Source organism: Geodermatophilus sabuli (genome assembly GCF_900215145.1).
GTDB classification, from domain to species: Bacteria; Actinomycetota; Actinomycetes; order Mycobacteriales; family Geodermatophilaceae; genus Geodermatophilus; species Geodermatophilus sabuli.
The window spans coordinates 368,438-389,607 of the sequence record NZ_OBDO01000005.1; the positions used below are offsets into that span (position 1 = coordinate 368,438).

Below are 21,170 nucleotides of genomic sequence, written 5' to 3' on the forward strand. Positions count from 1 at the left end.
CTCAGCCCGCCGTCCGGGCCCCGACCCGCGCCGCGGCCGTGGCGGCCGCCGCCCGGAGCCGCTGGGCGACCCGCTCGGCCGGCGTCGGTGGCCGCGGGGCCCAGGGCCGCCGGGCCCACAGCCGCTCGGTCCAGGGCAGGCGGACCCGCTGCCTCGCCCGGGCGTGCCGGGCTCGTCGCACCGTGACGGCGACCGCCACCACGCCGGCGAGGACGCCGATCGCGGCCGCGGGCCGCCGACCGCGTGCGCCGGACGCCGCTCCGCTCGTGCCGGAGGAGGCTCCCGTTGCCGGGGTGCCCGCCTCCCCGGCCGGGAGCAGGCTCTCGGAGGTGTCCCGCGAGAAGTCGATCCCGTAGTGCCGGTACAGCTGTTCCTCCTGCGCCTCGGACAGCCGGCCGGTGTCGCCGACCGAGGGTGCGCCGGTGACCTCGGCCCGGCTGACGGTCACCCGCACCTGCTCGGCGGTCTCGGTCGCGTCGACGACCGGGACGACCGCGCCGGACCCGTCGACCTCCACGTACATCCACTCCGGCAGCCCGGTGGCCTCGTCGGCCAGGACGGCCGTACACGGGCCGAGAGCGGTGCCCTCGCGGTCGACGACCGTCCTCCCGACCCAGTTCCGCGCCGCGTCTCGTCCAGGTAGGCCCATCGCTGCTCCCAGTGCCGGTGCGCTCCCGGGCCGCGGCCGGACGCCGGACCTGCGGGGCGCCGCGCTCGGTGACGCCGCGTCCCGTTCCGGGACGCCGTGGTGGTGCTACCCGCCCTGCTCCACCGGAACCCGTCCTCCCGCAGGTCCGAGGTCCGACCGGGGAGGTCAGACGGCCCCGCGGAAGTCCGGCTGGCGCTTCTCGACGAACGCCCGCACGCCCTCGCGGCCCTCCGGGTCACCGGCGGACTCGGCGATCAGCCGCGCCTCGTCGTCCAGCTGCTGCTCGAGGGTGCGGACGGCGGCCTGCCGGACCAGCGCCCGGGCGCGCACCATCGCCCGCACGGGGCCGGCCGCCACCGACTGCGCCAGGGCGATCGCCGACGCGTGCACCTCCTCGTCCTCGACGAGGCGGGCCACGAGGCCGAACATGTGCGCCTCCGCCGCGGTGAGCGCGCCGTTGGTGAGCATCAGCTCCAGGGCCCGCGGGGCACCCAGCGCACGGGTGAGCGCCCACGAGCTGCCGCCGTCGGGGGAGTAGCCGATCGCCCCGTACGCCGGGCGGATCCGCGTCGAGCGGGCGCAGACGACGATGTCGCAGGCGCCGATCAGCCCGATGCCGGCGCCGGCGACCGCGCCCTGGACCCCGGCCACGACCGGGACCGGGCAGTACAGCAGCGCCCGGACGACCTGGTGCCAGTCGTGCGCGAGCTGCCCGACGTAGCTGCCGGGGTCGTCGACCGCGGCGAACGCGCGGACGTCCCCGCCCACGCAGAACCGCTCGCCGTTGCCGAGGAGCAGCACCGTCCGGGCGTCGTCGGGCCGGGCCCGCAGCGCCGCCGCCAGCTCCGCGGCCATCGCCGGGTCGATGGCGTTGCCGGTCTCCGGGCGGTCGAGGGTGATGCGCCAGACGTCGCCGTCGGCCGCGGTGAGCACCCGGGGTCGCTCTCCTGCGCTGGTCATCGCCGTTCTCCTCCGTGCCGGTCCGTCGTGCTGGCCGTCGTGCTGGTCGTCGTGCCGGTCCGTCGTGCTGGCCGTTGTCCTGGCCCGTCACCGTACGGAGGATCCGGTGGTCAGGCGCGGGGACGGGCGGCCTGCAGCTCGCTGTCGATCGCCGCGAACAGGGCGAGCGCGGCGCAGAGGGCCGGTGCGGCGCCGGCCGGGTGGGCACTCACGGCATCCAGTTGTGATACCCAACCGACGGGGTTTCTGCCACCCGGCGTCAGAACCACGAGGGGAACCACATCCGATCCAGCCACTCCGCGTGCGTCAGCGGCTGCCCGGACAGCACGGGGAGGAAGAAGACGAACGTCGCCGCCACGAGCCCCACGTACGTCGCCACCACGCCCAGCCCGAGCCGGCGGCGCCAGGGCTCGGCGGCAGGCCCCCCGAGGGCGTCCTGCAGCACGAGGACGACGGCCAGGACGAAGAACGGCACCACCGGCGCCATGTAGAAGATGAACATCGTGCGCTCGGGGTTGAGGAACCAGGTGCCCCACCCGGCGGCGATCGCGGTCGCCGCCAGGAGGGCGGCCGGGTCGCGGCGGGCGACCAGCCGCCAGGCCAGCCAGACCAGCGCCGGCGCGAAGGCCAGCCACAGCGTCGGCGTCCCGAGCATGAGGATGTAGCGCACGACCTGCTCACCGGCGGAGTCGGTGAGCCCTTGCGGGTTCCACAGCAGGATCGGCCGGCCGTCGACCAGCCACGACCACGGCCCGGACTCCCACGGGTGCGGCGTCGACAGGCCGCTGTGGAACCGCAGCCACTCCGCGTGCTGGTGCCACAGCGAGCGCAGTGCGTCGGGGATCCAGGGGAACGCCGTCTCCGGGTGCTGCTGTGCCCAGTGCCGGCCCTGCGACGTCTCGCCGATGAACCAGCCGGTGAAGCTGGCCAGGTAGGTGAGCACCGGGACCGCCGCCAGCGCCCACAGCGCCCCGGGCAGCCCGCGGCGGGCGGTCACCAGCGTGGGGCGACGCACCCCTGCCTCCCGCCAGGCCGCGCGGTCCCAGAACACCGACAGGACGGCGAACAGGGCGAGGAAGTACACCCCGCTCCACTTCACCGCGCACGCGCAGCCGAAGAGGAACCCCGCCGCCAGCCGCCAGCCGCGCGGGCCGAGCGCGAAGCCGGCCGCCGTCCGCCCGGCGTCGCGGACGCGAGCCCGCACCCGGTCGCGGTCGACGACCAGGCAGGCGACGGCGGAGAGGACGAAGACCTGCAGGAAGACGTCGAGCAGGCCGATGCGGGACAGGGTGAACGCGAAGCCGTCCAGGGCCAGCAGCAGCCCGGCGACCAGGCCGAGCAGCGTGGACCCGGTGAGCCGCCGGCCGAGCCGGGCGAGCACGACGACCGAGACCGTGCCCGCGATCGCCGAGGGCAGCCGCCAGCCGAAGGAGTCGTAGCCGAACAGGTGGATGCCGCCGGCGATCAGCCACTTGCCCAGCGGTGGGTGCACGATGAACGTGTAGCCGCGGTTGTACTCGTGGCCCCACTCGAGCAGCTCCCGGGCCTCGGGCGGGTAGTACGCCTCGTCGAACAGCAGGTCCGACGGGTAGCTGATGTCCCACAGCCGGCTGGCCAGCGTGGCGATCCCGAGCACCGCCGCCAGCGCCCAGGACAGCCACCGGTCGGCCGGCAGCGGCGGCGTCCGGTCGCGCCTGGGGCGGGGCAGCGGCCAGCGGCGCACGGCCGTCGGCCGGGGGACGTCGGGCCCCCGGTCCGTGCGCTCGGGAGCCAGCACCGCCATGGGGGCCAGGGTAGAGAAAGGACCCACCTGCCCCCCGGCACTCGCGAGCTCACGCCGGGCCCCTGCAGGCGGGCCCACGGCAACCGGCGTGACAGGCTCGTCGCCGTGAGTGGACGTCTGGTGCTCGGCGGAGCCCCCCTCGGGCAGCCCGGCGACGTCGGCCCGCGCCTCCGGGAGGTCATGGCGTCCGCCGACGTGCTCGCCGTCGAGGACACCCGCCGGCTGCACCGGCTGGCCGCCGACCTCGGGGTGACGCTCACCGGGCGGGTGGTGACCTTCCACGAGTCGGTGGAGCGCGCGCGGCTGCCCGGCCTGCTGGCCACGCTGGCCGAGGGGCGCACCGTGCTGCTGCTCACCGACGCCGGCATGCCGTCGGTCTCCGACCCCGGCTACACGCTGGTGCGGGCGGCGATCGACGCCGGCGTGGCGGTCACCTCGGTGCCCGGGCCCTCGGCGGTGACGACGGCGCTGGCGGTGTCGGGCCTGCCGGTCGACCGGTTCTGCTTCGAGGGGTTCCTGCCGCGCAAGGGCGGGGAGCGCCGGTCCCGGTTGGCCGGGCTGGCCGACGAGCGCCGCACGATGGTCTTCTTCGAGTCCCCGCACCGGCTGGCCGACGCGCTCACCGACGCCGCGGGCGCGTTCGGGGCCGACCGGGCCGCCGCCGTCTGCCGGGAGCTGACCAAGACCCACGAGGAGGTCCGCCGGGGGACGCTCGCGGAGCTGGCCGCCTGGGCCGCCGACGGCGTCCGCGGGGAGATCACGCTGGTGGTGGGCGGGGCGCCGGCCGCGCCGGTGTCGCTCACGCCGGCCGAGCTGGCGGCGGAGGTCGCGGCGGAGGAGGCGGCGGGCGCCACCCGCAAGGACGCCATCCGCGCCGTCGTCGTCCGGACCGGGCTGCCCCGCCGCAGCGTCTACGACGCCGTGGTCGCCGCGAAGTCCCCCTGACCGCCGCCGGTCGAGCCCCGGGTCGCGAGGGACACCGCCACAGGTGGACCGCAGGACCACCCAGCCCCGTGCGGCCAGCGCTGTGTCGCGGGCCAGGTCCTCGCGACGCTGGGGCGGCGGGTCCGCGGGAGGTCAGAGCCAGCCGTTGCGCTTGAAACCGCGGTAGAGCAGGACGCAGGCGGTCACGATGACGAGCAGCACCAGCGGGTAGCCGTAGCGCCAGCGCAGCTCGGGCATGAACTCGAAGTTCATCCCGTAGATCCCGGCGATCGCCGTGGGGACGGCGATGATGCCCGCCCACGCCGAGATCTTCCGCATGTCCTCGTTGTCGGCCTGGGACGTCCGCGCCAGCGAGGCCTGCAGGATCGACGTCAGCAGCTCGTCGAGGCCGGCGACCTGGTCGCGCACGCGGATGGCGTGGTCCTGGACGTCCCGGAAGTAGGAGCGCATGGCCTCCGGGACGGCGGGGGTGCGGCGCTCGGCCAGCCGCTGCAGCGGCACCTCGAGCGGGGAGACCGCCCGGCGCAGCGACATCAGCTCCCGCTTGAGCTGGTAGAGCCGGCCGATGTCGTCGGTGCGCCGGTCGCTGAACACCGACGCCTCCAGCTCGTCGACGTCGTCCTCCACGGCGCTGGCGACGTCGACGAAGGCGTCGACGACGTGGTCGGCCACCGCGTAGAGCACCGCCGAGGGGCCGAGACACAGCAGGTCCGGCTGCTCCTCCAGGCTCTGCCGCAGGTCGGCCAGGCCACCGTGCTCGCCGTGCCGCACGGTGATCACGTAGTGGGCGCCGAGGAACACCATGACCTCGCCGGTCTCGACGACCTCGCTCGTGGCGGTCAGCCGGTCGTGCTCCACGTAGGTCGCGGTCTTGAGCACCATGAACAGGTCGTCGTCGTAGCCCTCGAGCTTGGGTCGCTGGTGGGCGTAGACGGCGTCCTCGACGGCCAGCGGGTGCAGCCCGTAGTGCTCCGCGATCGCCCCCAGCTCCTCCTCGGTGGGGGCGTAGATGCCCAGCCAGACGAAGCCGCCCTGCTCGACGGCCTGCGTCAGCGCGTCGTGCGGGTCGACCGGCTCCTGACGGCGTCCGGCGACGTACACGCCGCAGTCCACGACCGGACCGGCCCCGTCGGGTCGGGACGGCGTGGTGCGCGGCCGCCCCGCCGGCCGTGGTCGCAGCGCCGGCGATTCGCCCGGTGGACCCGCGGGCGTGTCGCGCGGGGTCTCGGTGCCGGTCATGCGTGCTCCTCAGCCGGTCCGTCGGGGGCTGCCAGCGTAGGCATGCGGGTTCCTCCCGCCCGTGCGACGCTGCCCGGGTCGAGCAGTGCCGGCGGAGGCGCCGGCCGCCGAGAGGGGACGCCGTGGCCGTGAACACGCGCCGGGTGAAGTCGGTCGAGGACTCCATCCGCGACACCGACGAACCGGAACACCGGCTCAAGAAGAACCTCTCGGGCCTGGACCTCACCGTCTTCGGCGTCGGCGTCATCATCGGCACCGGCATCTTCGTGCTCACCGGCCTGGTGGCGCGCGACCAGGCCGGCCCCGCCGTGTCGGTCAGCTTCGTCATCGCCGGCGTGGTCTGCGGGCTGGCCGCGATCTGCTACGCCGAGTTCGCCTCGACCGTCCCGGTCGCCGGTTCGGCCTACACGTTCTCGTACGCCACCTTCGGTGAGTTCGTCGCCTGGATCATCGGTTGGGACCTCGTCCTCGAACTGGCGCTCGGCGCGGCGACGGTGGCGGTCGGCTGGTCGGGGTACCTCAACCAGCTGCTCGCCGACATCGGCGCACCGCTGCCGTCGTCGATCGCGGGCGAGACGGCCACCATCAACATCCCGGCGATCGTGATCACGCTGGTGATGACCGGTGTGCTGATCCTCGGGATCAAGCTCTCCTCACGCGTCACCACCATCATCGTGGCGATCAAGCTGGCCGTCGTCCTGCTGGTCATCGGGGTCGGGCTCTTCTACGTGACGGCCGACAACTACTCGCCGTTCGTCCCGCCGGCCGAGCCCGCGGCCGCAGGGGAGGAGGGTTGGCTGCACACGCCGCTCATCTCGCTGCTCACCGGGTTCAGCCCCGGCACGTTCGGGTGGGGCGGCGTGCTCGCCGGTGCAGCGATCGTGTTCTTCGCGTTCATCGGTTTCGACATCGTGGCGACCGCGGCAGAGGAGACCCGCGATCCCAAGCGGGACATGCCGCGCGGGATCCTCGGCTCGCTGGCGATCTGCACCCTGCTCTACGTCGCCGTCTCGCTGGTGGTCGTGGGGATGCAGAACTACACGGAGCTGAGTGCCACCGCACCGCTCGCGGGCGCGTTCTCCGCGAACGGGATGCCGGTCTTCTCCAGCATCATCTCGCTGGGCGCGCTGGCCGGACTCACCTCGGTGGTGATGATCTTGATGCTTGGTCAGTCGCGGGTGCTGTTCGCGATGAGCCGGGACCACCTGCTCCCGCCCGGCCTGGCGAGGGTCCACCCCCGGTACGGCACTCCTTACCGCATCACCATCGCCACCGGGATCGTGGTGGCAGTGCTCGCCGGCTTCGTCCCGCTCACCGCACTCGCCGAGCTGGTGAACATCGGCACGCTGTTCGCCTTCTTCCTCGTGTCGATCGGCGTCTGGGTGCTGCGGCGAACCCGCCCGGACCTGCACCGTTCCTTCCGGGTGCCATGGGTGCCCGTCCTGCCGATCGTCTCGGCGCTCGCCTCCCTGTGGCTCATGACCAACCTGCCCACCGACACCTGGCTGCGTTTCCTGGTGTGGATGCTGCTCGGCATCGGCATGTACTTCGCGTACGGCCGCAGGCGCAGCCGGATGGCCACCGGAGAGCGGATGACGGCGGCCGAGAACATCGCCCGCCGCTGATCCCCTCGGAGGGGTGAGGCAGCCCCCCGCGGCCGTACAGCTCCCGCCCGCGCCCGCCGACCCGACCGGTGACCGTCGTCCCCGGCCAGGGAGAGCAGCCCCGTGGCGAGCACCGTCTCCGACCCGAGCACCAGCCCCGCGTCGTCCGTCCCCGGACGCCCGCGGCCCCCGGCCGCGGTGCTGGCCGCCGCCGCGCTGGCGGGCCTCGAGGCGGTGGCGCTCGTGGCCGGCGCGCTCACCGGCCTCGACGGGCTCCTGCTCGCCGGCTCGCGGCCGTCCGGGGCCGTGGTCGTCGCCGTGCTGCTCGGCCTGGCGACGTGGGTGGTGCTGTGCGCCGGTGGTGGCGCGCTGCTCACCGACGGGTCCGGGCGGCGCATGTACACCGGGGTCGCCACCGCCGAGATCGCGCTGGTCATGGCCGTGCTGGGACTGTCGCTGGGCACGCCGCTGCTCGACCCGCTGACCGCGTCGCTGCCCCTGCCTGCCCTTGCGCTGCTGGCCCTCGGGCTGCCCGTCGGGAAGCTGCTGCTCGCCGGCGCGCCCACCGCGCTGGCCTGGTCTGCGGCCGGTCCGCGCGCCCGCGTCACCCGGCCGGACCCGGGCCCCGTCCGCCCCCTGCTCCGGGCGGCCACGCTGGGCGCCATCGGCCTGGCGCTGCTCACGGTGACCCTCACGACGCCCGTGCCGGGCGACCCGGCCGACGCCCCGGCCGACGCCCCGGCGACCGCGGGCACCAGCCAGCCCTGAACGGGTGGACGACCCTCCGTACTCTCGTCGGCGTGAGTGATCGGCACATCCTGACCGCCGTGGCCTGGCCCTACGCCAACGGCCCGCGGCACATCGGCCACGTCTCCGGCTTCGGCGTCCCCTCCGACGTCTTCAGCCGCTACCACCGCATGGTGGGTGACAGGGTGCTGATGGTCAGCGGGACCGACGAGCACGGGACGCCGATCACCGTCGCCGCCGACGCGGAGGGGATCACGCCGCGGGAGATCGCCGACCGCAACAACCGCATCATCGTCGGCGACCTGCAGTCCCTCGGGCTGAGCTACGACCTGTTCACCCGGACAACGACGGTCAACCACGCGCAGATCAGCCAAGAGATCTTCCTGGGGCTGCTGAAGAACGGCTACGTCTTCCCGAAGACGACGCTCGGCGCGATCAGCCCCTCCACCGGCCGCACCCTGCCGGACCGCTACATCGAGGGCACCTGCCCGATCTGCGGCTACGACGGCGCCCGCGGCGACCAGTGCGACAACTGCGGCAACCAGCTCGACCCGGTGGACCTCATCAACCCGGTCAGCCGGATCAACGGCGAGACGCCGAAGTTCGTCGACGAGGAGCACTACTTCCTCGACCTGCCGGCGTTCACCCGGGCGCTGGGCGACTGGCTGGCCACGCGCAAGAACTGGCGCTCCAACGTCCTCAACTTCAGCGTCAACCTGCTCGAGGACCTCAAGCCGCGCAGCTACACCCGTGACATCGACTGGGGTGTGCCGGTGCCGCTCGACGGCTGGCGCGACCGGCCCGACAAGCGCATCTACGTGTGGTTCGACGCCGTCGTCGGCTACCTGTCGGCGTCGATCGAGTGGGCCCGTCGCGCCGGCGACCCCGAGGCGTGGCGGCAGTGGTGGCAGACGCCGGACTCCGACGCCTACTACTTCATGGGCAAGGACAACATCGTCTTCCACTCCGAGATCTGGCCCGCCCAGCTCCTCGGCTACAACGGTGAGGGCGACAAGGGCGGCACCGCGGGGTCGCTGGGCCGGCTCAACCTGCCCACCGAGGTCGTCTCCAGCGAGTTCCTGACGATGGAGGGCCGCAAGTTCTCCTCCTCCCGCCAGGTCGTCATCTACGTGCGCGACTTCCTCGCCCGCTATGACGCCGACGCGCTGCGCTACTTCATCGCCGCGGCCGGTCCGGAGACCCAGGACACCGACTTCACCTGGGCGGAGTTCCGCCGCCGCAACAACGACGAGCTGGTCGCGGGCTGGGGCAACCTGGTCAACCGCTCGGTGTCGATGGCGGCGAAGAACGTCGGCGCCGTGCCCACGCCGGGGGAGCTGACCGACGCCGACCAGGCCCTCCTCGAGACGACGAGGGCGGCGTTCGGGCCGATCGGGGACCTCCTGGCCCGCAACCGGCAGAAGGCCGCCGCAGCCGAGGCGATGCGGGTGGTCAGTGAGGCCAACAAGTACCTGTCCGACCAGGCGCCGTGGAAGCTCAAGGAGGACCCGGCCCGCCGGGACACCGTCCTGCACACCGCGCTGCAGGCGGTCAGCGACTGCAACGCGCTGCTCACCCCGTTCCTCCCGCACTCCGCGCAGAAGGTCCACGAGCTGCTCGGGGGCGCCGGTGTGTGGTCGCCGGCGCCGCGCGTCGACGAGGTGACCGACCTCGACGACGGTTCGCCCTACCCGGTCATCACCGGGGACTACGACGCCGCGCAGGCCGTGTGGGCATCCCGGCCGCTGCAGGCGGGGACGCCGCTGGCGCCGCCCACCCCGGTGTTCAAGAAGCTCGACGAGTCGATCGTCGCCGACGAGCTGCGGCGGCTCGAGGAGGGCGAGTGAGGGCAGAAATGGCCATTTCTGCCGCAAGGATCGGCGCGTGAGTCGGTCGGCCGCGTCCCGCGCCAACCGGCGGGGCGAGCCGCCGCCGTCCCCGGAGCCGCTCCCGGCGCCGGCGATCGACAGCCACACCCACCTCGACATCGCCCTCGACAGCGACCGGCTGCCCGACGAGGCCGCGGTGGACGCCGAGATCGCCGCCGCCGCGGCCGTGGGGGTCCCGCGGCTGGTGCAGGTGGGGGTCGACGTCGGCTCCTCGCGGTGGTCGGCCGCGCTCGCCGCCCGGCACCCGAACGTGCTGGCCACCGTCGCCGTCCACCCGAACGAGGCCGGCGCCGGCGCGGTCGACGAGGCCGCGCTGGCCGAGATCGACCGGCTCGCGGCCCTGCCGCGGGTGCGCGCGGTGGGGGAGACCGGCCTGGACCGCTTCCGCACCGGCCCCGAGGGCTGGGCGGCGCAGGAGGCCTCGTTCCGGGCGCACATCCGCATCGCCAAGGAGCGGGACGTCGCGCTGGTCATCCACGACCGCGACGCCCACCAGGAGATCCTGCGCGTGCTGGAGGACGAGGGTGCCCCCGAGCACACCGTCTTCCACTGTTTCTCCGGCGACGCCGCGTTCGCGACGGCCTGCGTCGAGCGCGGCTACGTGCTCTCCTTCGCCGGCACCCTGACGTTCGGCAACGCCGGCTACCTGCGGGAGGCGGCGGCGCTGACGCCGCTGGACCAGCTGCTGGTGGAGACCGACTCGCCGTTCCTCACGCCGATGCCCCACCGCGGCCGCCCCAACGGCTCCCGGCTGGTGCCCCTGACCGTGCGGGCGCTGGCCGAGGTCACCGGGGTGGAGCTCGACCAGCTCTGCGCGGCCCTGACGACGAACGCCGAGCGGGTGTTCGGATCCTGGGAGGAGCCGGCCGCCGGGAAGCGGTGACGCCGGGAGGACGGCCCTCCCCCTCCCGGCGGAAGAGTGGACACTAGGGGCGTGGGCCGCCTCATCGCCGTCGTTCTCTTCATCGCCGTGCTGGTCCCCGGCGTGCTGCTCGCCCGCGCGTGGGCCCTGGCCGCCGGACGCCGGGCGGTGGCGGCCGCCGCCGTCGAGTTCGCCACCCTCACGCCGGAGGGCACCGCGACGCTGCAACGCCAGGCGCAGCACGGTCGCCGGGTCCGCGCGCTGGGCTGGCTCCTCGGGCTGGTCGGCATCGTGGTCAGCATCGTGCTGTTCGCGGAGGCCTCGGTCTTCCTGTGGGCGCCGGCCCTCGCCGTGGGCCTGCTCGTCGGCGTCGTGCTCGCCGAGGCGACCCGCCCGCGGCCCCGCTGGAAGCTGAGCAGCCCGCCCCGCCGGCCGAGGTTCGCCGAGCAGGTGTCACTGGTGCTGGTGTGGGCGATGCGGGCGATGGTCGCGGCCGAGGTGCTCGTCGCCGTCCTCATGTGGCGCGAGGACAACCTGCCGACGTCGGTGGGGTGGGTGGCCCTCGTCGTCCCGCTGCTGACCTGGCTGCTCGCCGAGGTGGCGCTGGTGCGCACGGTGACGCGCCCGCTGCCGGCCGAGGGGGCCGACGTGCCCGTCGACGAGGCGCTGCGCACGTGGACGGCGCACCTGGTCACCGCCGCCACGAGCGTGCTGGCGCTGCTGCCGCTCGGCGCCCTGCTGCTGGCCGCCGGCATCGACCTGGGCGACCGGGTCACCGAAGGCGTGGACCTCGTACCCGTGGCGCTGGTCGCCGGTGGCTTCGCCGGCCTGGCCGCCGGCCTCGCGGTCGGCGTCTTCCTGCTCACCTGGCTGCGGCCGGTGCGTTCGACCGACCGCGCGCTGGCGGGTTGACGGCGGGCGCTGCCCACTGGGACGGCGCCCACACTGTGGGGTTGGTCACCCCATCGGCCTCACGCTGCGCAGGCGCCGCAGGCGTGACGAACCGCCCGACAACCACTCATCGTGTCGGCGCGCCCACATGTCGCTACGTCGACCTCCTGGTTCACTGCTGACGCACCGTTGCCAGAGGTGCTCTGTTCGTTATCGTGTCGTGACCAGCCGGGGTGGGGACCGACCCGGGCGGCATCGCGACCGGGAGCGTCGAGCTCCCGGTCGACTGCCGTCCGAGCCGGAACGCGCTCGGTGCCCACCAGCCGGTGGGTTCCGCGCGGCCTCCTCTGCCCGGGTTCAGTGACCCCTGGAAGAGTCGTGCCCCGATCGCTGAAGCTCGCCCTCCACGCCCTCGTCCTGCTCGGACTCGTGGGCGGCACCCTGGCCTACTTCGCCGCTCAGAAGTCCCTGACGCTGACCGTCGACGGGCAGGCGCGTGAGGTGCGTACCTACGCCGACACCGTCGGCGAGGTGCTCGAGGAGGAGGGTCTGCGGACCCGGTCGCACGACGTGGTCCTGCCCGGCGCCGAGGCCGGCGTCGAGGACGGCGACGCCGTCGTCGTCAACCGGGCCCGCCCGCTGCAGCTGACCGTCGACGGCGTGCCGAGCGAGGTCTACGTGACCGCGCTGTCGGTCGAGGAGGCGCTCGCGCAGCTCGGCTACCGCGCCGACGACCTCGTGCTCTCCGCCAGCCGCAGCGAGCGCCTGCCGCTCGACGGCATGGCGCTGTCGATCAGCACGCCGAAGGACATCACCCTGCTCGTCGACGGCACCCAGCGCGTGGTCACCACGACGGCCGCCACCGCCGGCGACCTGCTGGCCGAGCAGGGCATCACGCTGAGCCCGACCGACCGCCTCAGCGTCTACGCCGAGCAGGCCCTGCTGGACCGGATGCGCGTGCAGGTCACCCGCGTGCAGGTCACCGAGGTCGTCGAGACCACGCCGATCCCGCACGACAGCGTCGAGACCCCGGACGCCGACGCGTTCACCGGTGAGAAGACCGTGACCCAGGAAGGCGTGGACGGCGAGCAGGCCACCACCTTCCGGATCACCGTGTCCGACGGCGTCGAGACCGCCCGGGAGCAGCTGGGCACCACGGTCACCCGCCAGCCGGTCGACGAGCACGTCTCCGTCGGCACCAAGCAGCGCCCGGTGCCGGCCGCCTCCAGCGGCAACTCGCCCTCGGCCGACGGCCTCAACTGGGCGGCGCTGGCGCAGTGCGAGTCCGGTGGGCGCCCCAACGCGGTGAGCGGCACGGGCAAGTACCACGGCCTCTACCAGTTCTCGCAGGCCACGTGGAACGCCGTGGGCGGCACCGGCCTCCCGTCGGCGGCCTCGGCCGACGAGCAGACCTACCGCGCCCAGCTGCTCTACCAGCGCTCCGGTGCCGGCCAGTGGCCGCACTGCGGGTCGCGGCTGTTCAGCTGATCGGGTCTCCCTGAGCACCCCTCCGGAGCAGACCGACGGGCTGCTGGGCCCGGCCGCCATCCGCGACCTGGCCCAGCAGCTCGAGCTGCGTCCGACCAAGTCCCTCGGGCAGAACTTCCTGCACGACGCCAACACCATCCGGCGGATCGTGCGCACCGCCGAGCTGACCCCCGAGGACGTCGTCCTCGAGGTCGGCCCCGGTCTGGGCTCGCTGACCCTCGGCCTGCTGCCGGCAGCGGCCCGGGTCACCGCGGTCGAGATCGACCCCCGGCTGGCCGCGCTGCTGCCGCGCACCGTGGCCGAGCGGGCCCCCGCGCTGGCCGACCGGCTGACCGTCGTCGAGGCCGACGCCCTGCGGGTGCGTGAGCTGCCGGGGCCGCCTCCCACGGCGCTGGTCGCCAATCTGCCGTACAACGTGGCGGTGCCCGTCCTGCTGCACCTGCTGGAGCTGCTCCCGACGCTGCGCCGCGGGCTCGTGCTCGTGCAGGCCGAGGTCGCCGAGCGGCTCGCGGCCGCGCCGGGCGCCCCGGCCTACGGCGTGCCGTCGGTCAAGGCCGCCTGGTACGGCGAGGTCCGCCGCGCCGGCAACGTCGGCCGCCGGGTGTTCTGGCCCGAGCCCAACGTCGACTCCGGCCTGGTCGCCCTCGTGCGCCGGCCGCCCCCGCCGGGCGACCGCGCCGCGACCTTCGCCGTCGTCGACGCGGCCTTCGCCACGCGGCGCAAGGGGCTGCGCGCCGCGCTGGCCCGGTGGGCGGGCAGCCCGGCCGCCGCTGAGACCCGGCTGCGGGCCGCCGGCATCGACCCGACCACCCGCGGCGAGCAGCTCTCGGTCACCGACTTCGCCCGGCTGGCCGCCACCGCTCCGGTGGAGCCCGGCCCATGAGCTGGTCGTCCTCCGGCGGACCCGGACGGATCGCCGGCGACGGCGCGGTCGTCGCCCGCGCCCCGGCGAAGATCAACGTGCACCTGGCGGTGGGGCCGCTGCGTCCCGACGGCTTCCACGAGCTGCGCACGGTCTACCTCGCCGTGTCGCTGTTCGACACGGTCACCGTCCGTCCCGGGAACGGGCTCGCGCTCAGCGTGACGGGGGAGGGGACCACGGGCACCGGCCCGGACGCCGTCCCCACGGATCACCGCAATCTCGTCTGGCGGGCCGCCGAGCTGCTCGCCCAGCGCGCCGGCGTGGCCCTCGACGCCACGATCACGATCGACAAGTCGATCCCGGCCGCGGCCGGGCTGGCCGGCGGCAGCGCCGATGCCGCCGCCGCCCTGGTCGCCCTGGACGCCCTGTGGGGCACCCACGCCACCCGGGGCGAGCTCGCCGCCCTCGCCGCGCAGCTGGGCAGCGACGTCCCGTTCAGCCTCCACGGCGGGATCGCGCTCGGCTCCGGTCGTGGGGAGCAGCTCTCCCCGGTCCTGGCCCGACGCCGCTGGGACTGGGTGCTCGGCATCGCCGGCGAGGGGTTGTCCACGCCGTCCGTGTACGCCGAGCTCGACCGGCTGCGCGACGACGGCCGGGTGCCCGACGGCGGCGTCCTCGCCTCCCCGGAGCCGGTGATCGCGGCGCTGCGCAGCGGGCCGGTGTCGGCGCTCGCAGCGGCGCTCGCCAACGACCTGCAGCCCCCGGCGGTGTCGTTGCGCCCGGCCCTGCGCCGGGCGCTGCGGGCGGCCACGGACGCCGGCGCCCCGGCCGCGATCGTCAGCGGCTCGGGGCCGACGGTGGCTGCGCTCGCCGACGACGAGGACGGCGCCGTCCGGCTCGCCGCCGAGCTGGCGGGGATGGGCGTCTACCGCACCGTCCGGGCGGTGCACGGGCCGGTGCCCGGGGCGCGCCTCGTCGGCTGAGCAGCTACGGCCCCGGGTCTCCCGCCGGCCGGCTGACGAGTCCGGGAGCCGCCTCCAGGTGGGCCAGGCCGTTGTAGGAGAGGTTGACCAGGTGGGCGGCGACCTCCTGCTTGCCCGGAGAGCGGGTGCCCAGCCACCACTGGCCGACCAGCGCCACCATGCCGACCAGCGCCTGGCTGTACAGCTCGGCCAGCTGCCGGTCGTACCCGCGAGCGTCGAACTGCGCGCCGAGGATGTGCTCCACCTTGCGGGCGACCTCGCCGATCAGCGAGGAGTAGGTGCCACCGGAGACGCCGGTCGCCGGCGAGTCCCGGGAGAGCACCCGGAACCCGTCGGTGTCCTCCTCGATGTAGTCCAGCAGGACCAGCGCCGCCCGCTCCAGCAGCTCCCGCGGGGAGCCGCCCTCGGCCAGCGCCGAGGTGAAGCGGTCGAGCAGCCGCTGCATCTCCCGGTCGACGACGACGGCGTAGAGGCCGTCCTTGCCGCCGAAGTGCTCGTAGACGACCGGCTTGCTGACGTCGGCCCGCGCGGCCAGCTCCTCGATGGAGGTGGCCTCGTAGCCCCGCTGCGCGAACAGCTCCCGGCCGACGTCCAGCAGCTGCTGGCGCCGCTGGACACCCGTCATGCGGACCCGGGGCCGCGCCGTGTCGCTCACGGCTCCCATCGTGCTCCCGCCGCGTCCGGAGCCTCGCCCCCCGAGCCTGCGAAGGGTGAGGGGGACGGGGTGTTCTTCAGGACGCGGCCGGAGCGGGGACCCGCCGCTTGGCGGCCAGTCGGACGGGGTCGGGCCACTTCACGCTGTGTGCCCAGCCCAGCTTCTCGAAGACCCAGATGACGCGGGCGCTGATGTCGACCTGCCCGCGCAGCACGCCGTGGCGGGCGCAGGTGGGGTCGGCGTGGTGCAGGTTGTGCCACGACTCGCCGCCGCTGAGCAGCGCCAGCGGCCAGAAGTTGGTCGCCCGGTCCCGCGAGGTGAACGGGCGGCTGCCGACGACGTGGCAGACGGAGTTGATCGACCAGGTCACGTGGTGCAGCAGCGCCACCCGCACCAGGCCGGCCCAGAAGAACGCCGACCAGGCGCCGGCCCAGCTCTGGGTGACCAGGCCGCCGATGACCGCCGGCAGGGCGAGGCTCAGGAAGGCCCAGACGATGAACAGCCGGCTGGTGCGGCGCAGCGCGACGTCCTTGAGCAGGTCGGGTGCGTAGCGCTCCGGGTTGGTCTGCCGGCGGTCGAACAGCCAGCCGAGGTGGGCGTGCCACATGCCCTTGAGCAGCGCCCGCGCGTCGGTCCCGTAGCGCCAGGGGGAGTGCGGGTCGCCCGCGCGGTCGGAGAAGGCGTGGTGCCGCCGGTGGTCGGCCACCCACTGGACCACCGGCCCCTGGATGGCCATGCACCCGGCCACCGCCAGCGCGATGCGCAGCGGCCGGGTGGCCTTGAACGACCCGTGGGTGAAGTGCCGGTGGTAGCCGACGGTCACGCCCAGGAGGGTCAGGTGGTAGAAGCCGACGGCGAGGCCGACGTCCAGCCAGGACAGGCCCCACCCCCAGACGGCGGGCACCACCGCGGCCAGCGCCAGGAACGGCACGATCACGAACACGTAGAGCGTGATCTGCTCCAGCGCACCCTTCTCGTCGCCGAGCGCGTTCGCCGGCAGACCGGCGTCGGGGTCGGCGGTGCGCGGCGGTGCCGTGGGCCGGGTGAGAGCGGGCGCGGACAAGCGGCCTCCTGGGCGTCGTCGGCCCGCGAGCGCCCAGGTCGGGGCGGCGCGGAACCGGGTTGGGAGGCCGTAACCTACGACACCGTAGGGAACTGCGCCTGTTAGACCACCCGGCCGGGCGGTGCCTCCGTTCCCGGAGCGCCCTAGTCTTCCGGGGGACGCCGAACCGGTGTCCGCGTCGCCGGTGCACCGGTGACGCCCGCAGTGGGGGATGGGGTAATCGGCAGCCCGCCGGCCTTTGGAGCCGGGAAGTCTCGGTTCGAGTCCGAGTCCCCCAGCAACGCTGTCCTGCCCCGAGGCACGAGGAGATCCGTGACCGTTCCGCCCCCGCCGTCCGTCGCCGCCGTCGTCGTCCTCGCCGCCGGGCAGGGCACGCGCATGAAGTCGGCACTGCCCAAGGTGCTGCACCCCCTCGGCGGGCGCAGCATGCTCGGTCACGTGCTCGCCGCCGCGGCGCCGCTCGCGGCCGAGCACACGGTCGTGGTCGTCGGCGCCGGCCGCGAGACCGTCGAGCAGCACCTCGCCGAGGTCGCCCCCGCCGCCCGTCCGGTGTTCCAGGAGAAGCAGCGCGGCTCCGGGCACGCGGCCGCCGTCGCGCTGGCCGCCGTCCCGGCGATCGAGGGGGCGGTGCTGCTGGTCAACGGGGACGCGCCGCTGCTGCGGCCGGAGACCGTCACCGCCCTGGTCCAGGCCCACCAGGCCGCCGGCAACGTGCTGACCGTCCTGACCGCCGAGGTCGAGGACCCCACCGGCCTCGGCCGGATCGTGCGGGACGCCGACGGCGCGGTGCGGGCCATCGTCGAGGAGCGCGACGCCACCTCGGAGCAGCGCGCCCTGCGGGAGATCAACGCCGGCCTCTACGTCGGCGACTCCGCGGCCCTGCGCCGGTCGCTCGCGTCGCTCGGCGAGGACAACGACCAGGGCGAGCAGTACCTCACCGACGTCCTCGGCCTGCTGGTCGCCGAGGGCGGACGGGTCGGCGGCGTGCGCGCCGAGGACCCCGACGACGTGCTCGGCTGCAACGACCGCCGGGAGCTGGCCGCGCGCCGGCGCACCCTCAACGACCGGGTGCTGGACGAGCTCATGCGCTCCGGCGTCACCGTCGTCGACCCCGCCACCACCTGGGTCGACGTCACCGTCAGCGTCGCCCCCGACGCGGTGCTCGAGCCCGGCGTCCAGTTGCAGGGGGCGACGTCGGTGGCGACCGGCGCCGTCGTCGGGCCCGACAGCACGCTGCGCGACACCGAGGTGGGAGAGGGGGCGTCCGTCGTCCGGTCGCACGTCCTGGGTGCGGTGATCGGCGCGGAGTCCACCGTCGGCCCGTTCAGCTACCTGCGCCCGGGCACCCGGCTGGGACGCGGCGCCAAGGTGGGGGCCTTCGTCGAGACGAAGAACGCCGACGTCGGTGAGGGGTCCAAGGTGCCGCACCTGTCCTACGTCGGCGACGCCACGATCGGCGAGGGCGCGAACATCGGCGCGGCCACGGTGTTCGTGAACTACGACGGCGTGGCCAAACACCGCACGACCATCGGCGACCACGTGCGGATCGGCTCCGACACCATGCTCGTGGCCCCGGTCACCGTCGGCGACGGCGCGTACACCGCGGCCGGGTCGGTCATCGTGACCGACGTCCCCCCGGGCGCCATGGCCGTGGCGCGGTCACCCCAGCGGAATGTGGCAGGCTGGGTGCGCCGGCGGCGTCCTGGGACGGCCGCGGCGAAGGCTGCGGAGGCGGCCGGGGATGCGGAGGCCGCCGGAGCGGCCGACACTCGAACGAAGGCGTCCGAGTAGGCCGGTCGACGGCCTTTTCCCAGCGACGACGACCATAGGGGCAGTTGAGCCGATGAGCGCCATCCGGCAGACCACCAGCAAGAGCCTGATGCTGTTCTCCGGCCGGGCCTACCCGGAGCTGACCGACGAGATCGCCGGCCACCTCGGCGTGACCCCCACCCCGACGGCGGCCTACGAGTTCGCCAACGGCGAGCTGTTCGTCCGCTTCGAAGAGTCCGTACGTGGCTGCGACGCCTTCGTCGTGCAGAGCCACACCGCGCCGATCAACACCTGGCTCATGGAGCAGCTGATCATGGTCGACGCCCTCAAGCGGGCCTCGGCCAAGCGCATCACCGTCGTCGCGCCGTTCTTCCCCTACGCCCGCCAGGACAAGAAGCACCGCGGCCGCGAGCCGATCTCCGCCCGCCTCGTCGCGGACCTGTTCAAGACCGCCGGTGCGGACCGGCTGATGACCGTGGACCTGCACACCGCGCAGGTCCAGGGCTTCTTCGACGGGCCGGTCGACCACCTGTTCGCCCTCGACCTGCTCGTCAAGCACGTGTGCGAGCGGTGGGGCGACCGCGACATCACCGTCGTCTCCCCGGACTCCGGCCGGGTGCGCGTCGCCGAGCGCTGGACCGACAAGCTGGGTGGCACCCCGCTGGCCTTCATCCACAAGACCCGCGACCCGATGCGCCCCAACGAGGTCGTGGCCAACCGCGTCGTCGGCGAGGTCGAGGGCCGGGTCTGCATCCTGGTCGACGACATGATCGACACCGGCGGCACGATCGTGAAGGCCGCCGAGACGCTCTTCGAGGCCGGCGCCGCCGACGTCATCGTCACCGCCACCCACGGCGTCCTGTCCGGGCCGGCGGTGGACCGGCTGAAGAACAGCCGGGTCAGCGAGGTCATCGTGACCAACACGCTGCCCATCGACCCCGCCCGTCACTTCGACAAGCTCACCGTGCTCTCCATCGCCCCGCTGCTGGCGCGGGCGATCAAGGAGGTCTTCGAGGACGGCTCCGTCACGAGCCTCTTCGACGGCGCCTCGTGACTGCGGTCCTCCGGACCGCACCGCGGCCAGGTGCCGTGCCCACCCCTGGGGTCGTCGGTCCTCGCGGAGACCGACGGCTCGCGGGGCACTGCGCGCCGGTCGGGTACTCTGATGGGGTTGCCCGGCGAGGGAGACGGTCCATCCGTACTCCGTGATCGACGTGCCACGCTCTCCGGGGGTGCAGCCCCCGGTCGGGTGTGCCGCGCCGCGCGCCGGCCACAGACACCGACCACCTCCCGAGGAGCACACCACCGTGGCTGACTTCCGCCTCGTCGCCGAGGCCCGCACCGAGTTCGGCAAGGGCAGCGCCCGCCGCACCCGCCGGGCCGGTCGCATCCCCGCCGTCCTCTACGGGCACGGCCAGGACGTCGTGCACCTGTCCCTGCCGTCGCGCGAGTTCGCCGCGGCGCTGCGCAACGGCGGCGCCAACGCCCTGCTGACCATCGCCCTGGACGGCAAGGACGAGCTCGCGCTCACCAAGGCCGTGCAGCGTGACCCGCTGACCCGCCAGTACGAGCACGTCGACCTGCTGCTGGTGCGCCGCGGTGAGCGGACGACCGTCGAGGTCCCGATCGTCATCGTCGGCGAGCCGGGCATCGACTCGATCCCGAACCACCAGCTGAACACCGTCTCGATCGAGGCCGACGCCACCAACCTGCCCGAGTCGATCGAGGTCGACATCACCGGCCACACCGCCGGGCAGAACATCGCCGCGGGCGACCTCGTGCTGCCCTCGGGCGCATCGCTGATCACCGACCCCGAGGCGCTCGTCATCGGCTTCCTGGGCGCCCCGACCGCCGAGGCCCTCGAGGCCGAGCTGGCCGAGGCCGAGTCCGAGGCCGGCATCGAGCGCGAGGAGTCCGCGCCGGCCGAGGAGGGCACCGGCGAGGGCGACGTCGTCGCCGAGCCGCAGGACCAGGGCAGCGGCGAGTCGATGGACTCCGCCGAGAAGGGCTGAGGTCCCCGCTGACCGAGAACACGACCCGCAGGGGCGCCGGCGACGCCGGCGCCCCTGCGGCCGTCTCCGAGGGCCCCTTCCTCGTCGTCGGCCTCGGCAACCCCGGTCCCTCCTACGCCGGCAACCGCCACAACGTCGGCGCGATGGTGCTCGACGAGCTCGCTGACCGCGGCGGCATCCGGCTGTCGCCCGGCAAGGGCAAGCGGGCCCGCACGCTGATCGGTGAGGGCCGGCTGGCGGGCCGGCGGGTCGTGCTGGCCCGCCCCACCACGTACATGAACGAGTCCGGCGGCCCCGTCCGTGGCCTGCTGGACTACCACTCCATCCCGGCCACCGACCTGGTGGTGCTGCACGACGAGCTCGACATCCCCTTCGCCAGCGTGCGGCTCAAGCGCGGCGGCGGCGAGGGGGGCCACAACGGTCTCCGCTCGATCTCCCGCTCCACCGGGACGAAGGACTACCTCCGGGTGCGCGTCGGCATCGGCCGCCCGCCCGGTCGCCAGGACCCCGCCGACTTCGTGCTCAAGGACTTCTCGGCCACCGAGCGCAAGGAGCTCGACCTCCTGGTCGCCGAGGCGGCCGACGCGACCGAGGAACTCCTGACCCGCGGTCTCGAGGGCGCGCAGAACGTCGTCCACCCCCGGACCTGAGGCGTCCCCTCGACCGGTGACGGAAGGTGGTGCACGCCCCTCCCGATCGGGTGAATCAGCGGGCACGACATTGAACCTGCGGTGACTCTTTGTGATTGTTGCCCTGGACGCCGAGCGT

General features: G+C 74.1%; 19 protein-coding genes and 1 tRNA gene. 14 read left to right on the forward strand and 6 right to left on the reverse strand.

Translation table 11 applies throughout. From position 1 onward, the window contains the following. Position 1: 1 nt before the first annotated feature. The 3 genes from CRP39_RS14125 to CRP39_RS14135 all read right to left on the reverse strand — a co-directional run bounded on the left by CRP39_RS14125 (position 2) and on the right by CRP39_RS14135 (position 3,392). Positions 2-649: a hypothetical protein gene (locus CRP39_RS14125; protein WP_097206980.1), complete on the reverse strand. Its 648-nt coding sequence runs from the start codon at positions 647-649 to the stop codon at positions 2-4. Between the two features lie 165 nt (positions 650-814). Further along, the gene (locus tag CRP39_RS14130) at positions 815-1,609 is read right to left on the reverse strand and encodes an enoyl-CoA hydratase/isomerase family protein (RefSeq protein WP_097206981.1); all 795 of its coding nucleotides are present in this window, start codon (positions 1,607-1,609) and stop codon (positions 815-817) included. A 259-nt stretch (positions 1,610-1,868) separates the two neighbouring features. Continuing rightward, positions 1,869-3,392 carry a dolichyl-phosphate-mannose--protein mannosyltransferase gene (locus CRP39_RS14135; RefSeq protein ID WP_097206982.1) on the reverse strand — a complete coding sequence of 508 codons (1,524 nt, stop codon included), beginning with the start codon at positions 3,390-3,392 and terminating at the stop codon, positions 1,869-1,871. Between the two features lie 105 nt (positions 3,393-3,497). Between CRP39_RS14135 and rsmI the strand changes: the two genes are divergently transcribed. Then, positions 3,498-4,337 carry a 16S rRNA (cytidine(1402)-2'-O)-methyltransferase gene (rsmI, locus tag CRP39_RS14140; RefSeq protein WP_097206983.1) on the forward strand — a complete coding sequence of 280 codons (840 nt, stop codon included), beginning with the start codon at positions 3,498-3,500 and terminating at the stop codon, positions 4,335-4,337. A 132-nt stretch (positions 4,338-4,469) separates the two neighbouring features. Here rsmI and corA read toward each other — a convergent pair whose 3' ends face one another. Then, positions 4,470-5,576, reverse strand: coding sequence for a magnesium/cobalt transporter CorA (gene corA, locus CRP39_RS14145; RefSeq protein WP_097206984.1), 1,107 nt, complete (start codon positions 5,574-5,576; stop codon positions 4,470-4,472). A 122-nt stretch (positions 5,577-5,698) separates the two neighbouring features. Here corA and CRP39_RS14150 point away from each other — a divergent pair, with 122 nt between their 5' ends. The 8 genes from CRP39_RS14150 to CRP39_RS14185 all read left to right on the forward strand — a co-directional run bounded on the left by CRP39_RS14150 (position 5,699) and on the right by CRP39_RS14185 (position 14,902). After that, on the forward strand, positions 5,699-7,201 hold the full coding sequence (locus tag CRP39_RS14150) for an amino acid permease (protein WP_097206985.1): 1,503 nt from the start codon (positions 5,699-5,701) through the stop codon (positions 7,199-7,201). Positions 7,202-7,303: 102 nt separating this feature from the next. Further along, positions 7,304-7,948, forward strand: a complete 645-nt coding sequence (locus CRP39_RS14155; RefSeq protein ID WP_097206986.1) for a hypothetical protein — start codon at positions 7,304-7,306, stop codon at positions 7,946-7,948. A gap of 32 nt (positions 7,949-7,980) precedes the next feature. Next, positions 7,981-9,774 (forward strand): methionine--tRNA ligase, encoded by a 1,794-nt coding sequence (gene metG / locus CRP39_RS14160; protein WP_097206987.1) that lies wholly within the window; start codon positions 7,981-7,983, stop codon positions 9,772-9,774. Positions 9,775-9,811: 37 nt separating this feature from the next. Beyond that, entirely contained in the window at positions 9,812-10,699 is an 888-nt protein-coding gene (locus tag CRP39_RS14165) for a TatD family hydrolase (protein ID WP_097206988.1), read from the forward strand. A 51-nt stretch (positions 10,700-10,750) separates the two neighbouring features. Further along, complete coding sequence (locus tag CRP39_RS14170) at positions 10,751-11,590, forward strand: hypothetical protein (protein ID WP_097206989.1); 840 nt, start codon at positions 10,751-10,753, stop codon at positions 11,588-11,590. Positions 11,591-11,947: 357 nt separating this feature from the next. Further along, complete coding sequence (locus tag CRP39_RS28060; protein WP_097206990.1) at positions 11,948-13,057, forward strand: resuscitation-promoting factor; 1,110 nt, start codon at positions 11,948-11,950, stop codon at positions 13,055-13,057. Next, entirely contained in the window at positions 13,014-13,940 is a 927-nt protein-coding gene (gene rsmA, locus CRP39_RS14180) for a 16S rRNA (adenine(1518)-N(6)/adenine(1519)-N(6))-dimethyltransferase RsmA (RefSeq protein ID WP_245853858.1), read from the forward strand. The genes CRP39_RS28060 and rsmA overlap by 44 nt, the downstream gene beginning before the upstream one ends. After that, complete coding sequence (locus CRP39_RS14185; protein WP_097206991.1) at positions 13,937-14,902, forward strand: 4-(cytidine 5'-diphospho)-2-C-methyl-D-erythritol kinase; 966 nt, start codon at positions 13,937-13,939, stop codon at positions 14,900-14,902. The genes rsmA and CRP39_RS14185 overlap by 4 nt, the downstream gene beginning before the upstream one ends. A 4-nt stretch (positions 14,903-14,906) precedes the next feature. Here CRP39_RS14185 and CRP39_RS14190 read toward each other — a convergent pair whose 3' ends face one another. Together CRP39_RS14190 and CRP39_RS14195 are read right to left on the reverse strand one after the other, a co-directional pair. Continuing rightward, positions 14,907-15,557: a TetR/AcrR family transcriptional regulator gene (locus CRP39_RS14190; protein ID WP_245853859.1), complete on the reverse strand. Its 651-nt coding sequence runs from the start codon at positions 15,555-15,557 to the stop codon at positions 14,907-14,909. A gap of 76 nt (positions 15,558-15,633) precedes the next feature. Continuing rightward, entirely contained in the window at positions 15,634-16,620 is a 987-nt protein-coding gene (locus CRP39_RS14195) for an acyl-CoA desaturase (protein WP_216359738.1), read from the reverse strand. A 205-nt stretch (positions 16,621-16,825) separates the two neighbouring features. Here CRP39_RS14195 and CRP39_RS14200 point away from each other — a divergent pair. The 5 genes from CRP39_RS14200 to pth all read left to right on the forward strand — a co-directional run bounded on the left by CRP39_RS14200 (position 16,826) and on the right by pth (position 21,052). Continuing rightward, positions 16,826-16,898: transfer RNA gene (locus tag CRP39_RS14200), tRNA-Gln, on the forward strand. 34 nt (positions 16,899-16,932) lie between these two features. Next, positions 16,933-18,411, forward strand: a complete 1,479-nt coding sequence (gene glmU, locus CRP39_RS14205; RefSeq protein ID WP_245853860.1) for a bifunctional UDP-N-acetylglucosamine diphosphorylase/glucosamine-1-phosphate N-acetyltransferase GlmU — start codon at positions 16,933-16,935, stop codon at positions 18,409-18,411. 52 nt (positions 18,412-18,463) lie between these two features. After that, positions 18,464-19,444, forward strand: a complete 981-nt coding sequence (locus CRP39_RS14210; RefSeq protein WP_097206992.1) for a ribose-phosphate diphosphokinase — start codon at positions 18,464-18,466, stop codon at positions 19,442-19,444. A 253-nt stretch (positions 19,445-19,697) separates the two neighbouring features. Beyond that, the gene (locus tag CRP39_RS14215) at positions 19,698-20,402 is read left to right on the forward strand and encodes a 50S ribosomal protein L25/general stress protein Ctc (protein ID WP_097206993.1); all 705 of its coding nucleotides are present in this window, start codon (positions 19,698-19,700) and stop codon (positions 20,400-20,402) included. Between the two features lie 8 nt (positions 20,403-20,410). Continuing rightward, positions 20,411-21,052, forward strand: coding sequence for an aminoacyl-tRNA hydrolase (gene pth / locus CRP39_RS14220; RefSeq protein ID WP_097206994.1), 642 nt, complete (start codon positions 20,411-20,413; stop codon positions 21,050-21,052). Positions 21,053-21,170 lie beyond the last annotated feature (118 nt).

Bases quoted from the DNA above. Each gene is read 5' to 3' on its own strand.
- CRP39_RS14125 (WP_097206980.1), bottom strand. From the start codon at position 649: ATGGGCCTACCTGGACGAGACGCGGCGCGGAACTGGGTCGGGAGGACG.
- CRP39_RS14130 (WP_097206981.1), bottom strand. From the start codon at position 1,609: ATGACCAGCGCAGGAGAGCGACCCCGGGTGCTCACCGCGGCCGACGGC.
- CRP39_RS14135 (WP_097206982.1), bottom strand. From the start codon at position 3,392: ATGGCGGTGCTGGCTCCCGAGCGCACGGACCGGGGGCCCGACGTCCCC.
- corA (WP_097206984.1), bottom strand. From the start codon at position 5,576: ATGACCGGCACCGAGACCCCGCGCGACACGCCCGCGGGTCCACCGGGC.
- CRP39_RS14185 (WP_097206991.1), top strand. From the start codon at position 13,937: ATGAGCTGGTCGTCCTCCGGCGGACCCGGACGGATCGCCGGCGACGGC.
- CRP39_RS14210 (WP_097206992.1), top strand. From the start codon at position 18,464: ATGAGCGCCATCCGGCAGACCACCAGCAAGAGCCTGATGCTGTTCTCC.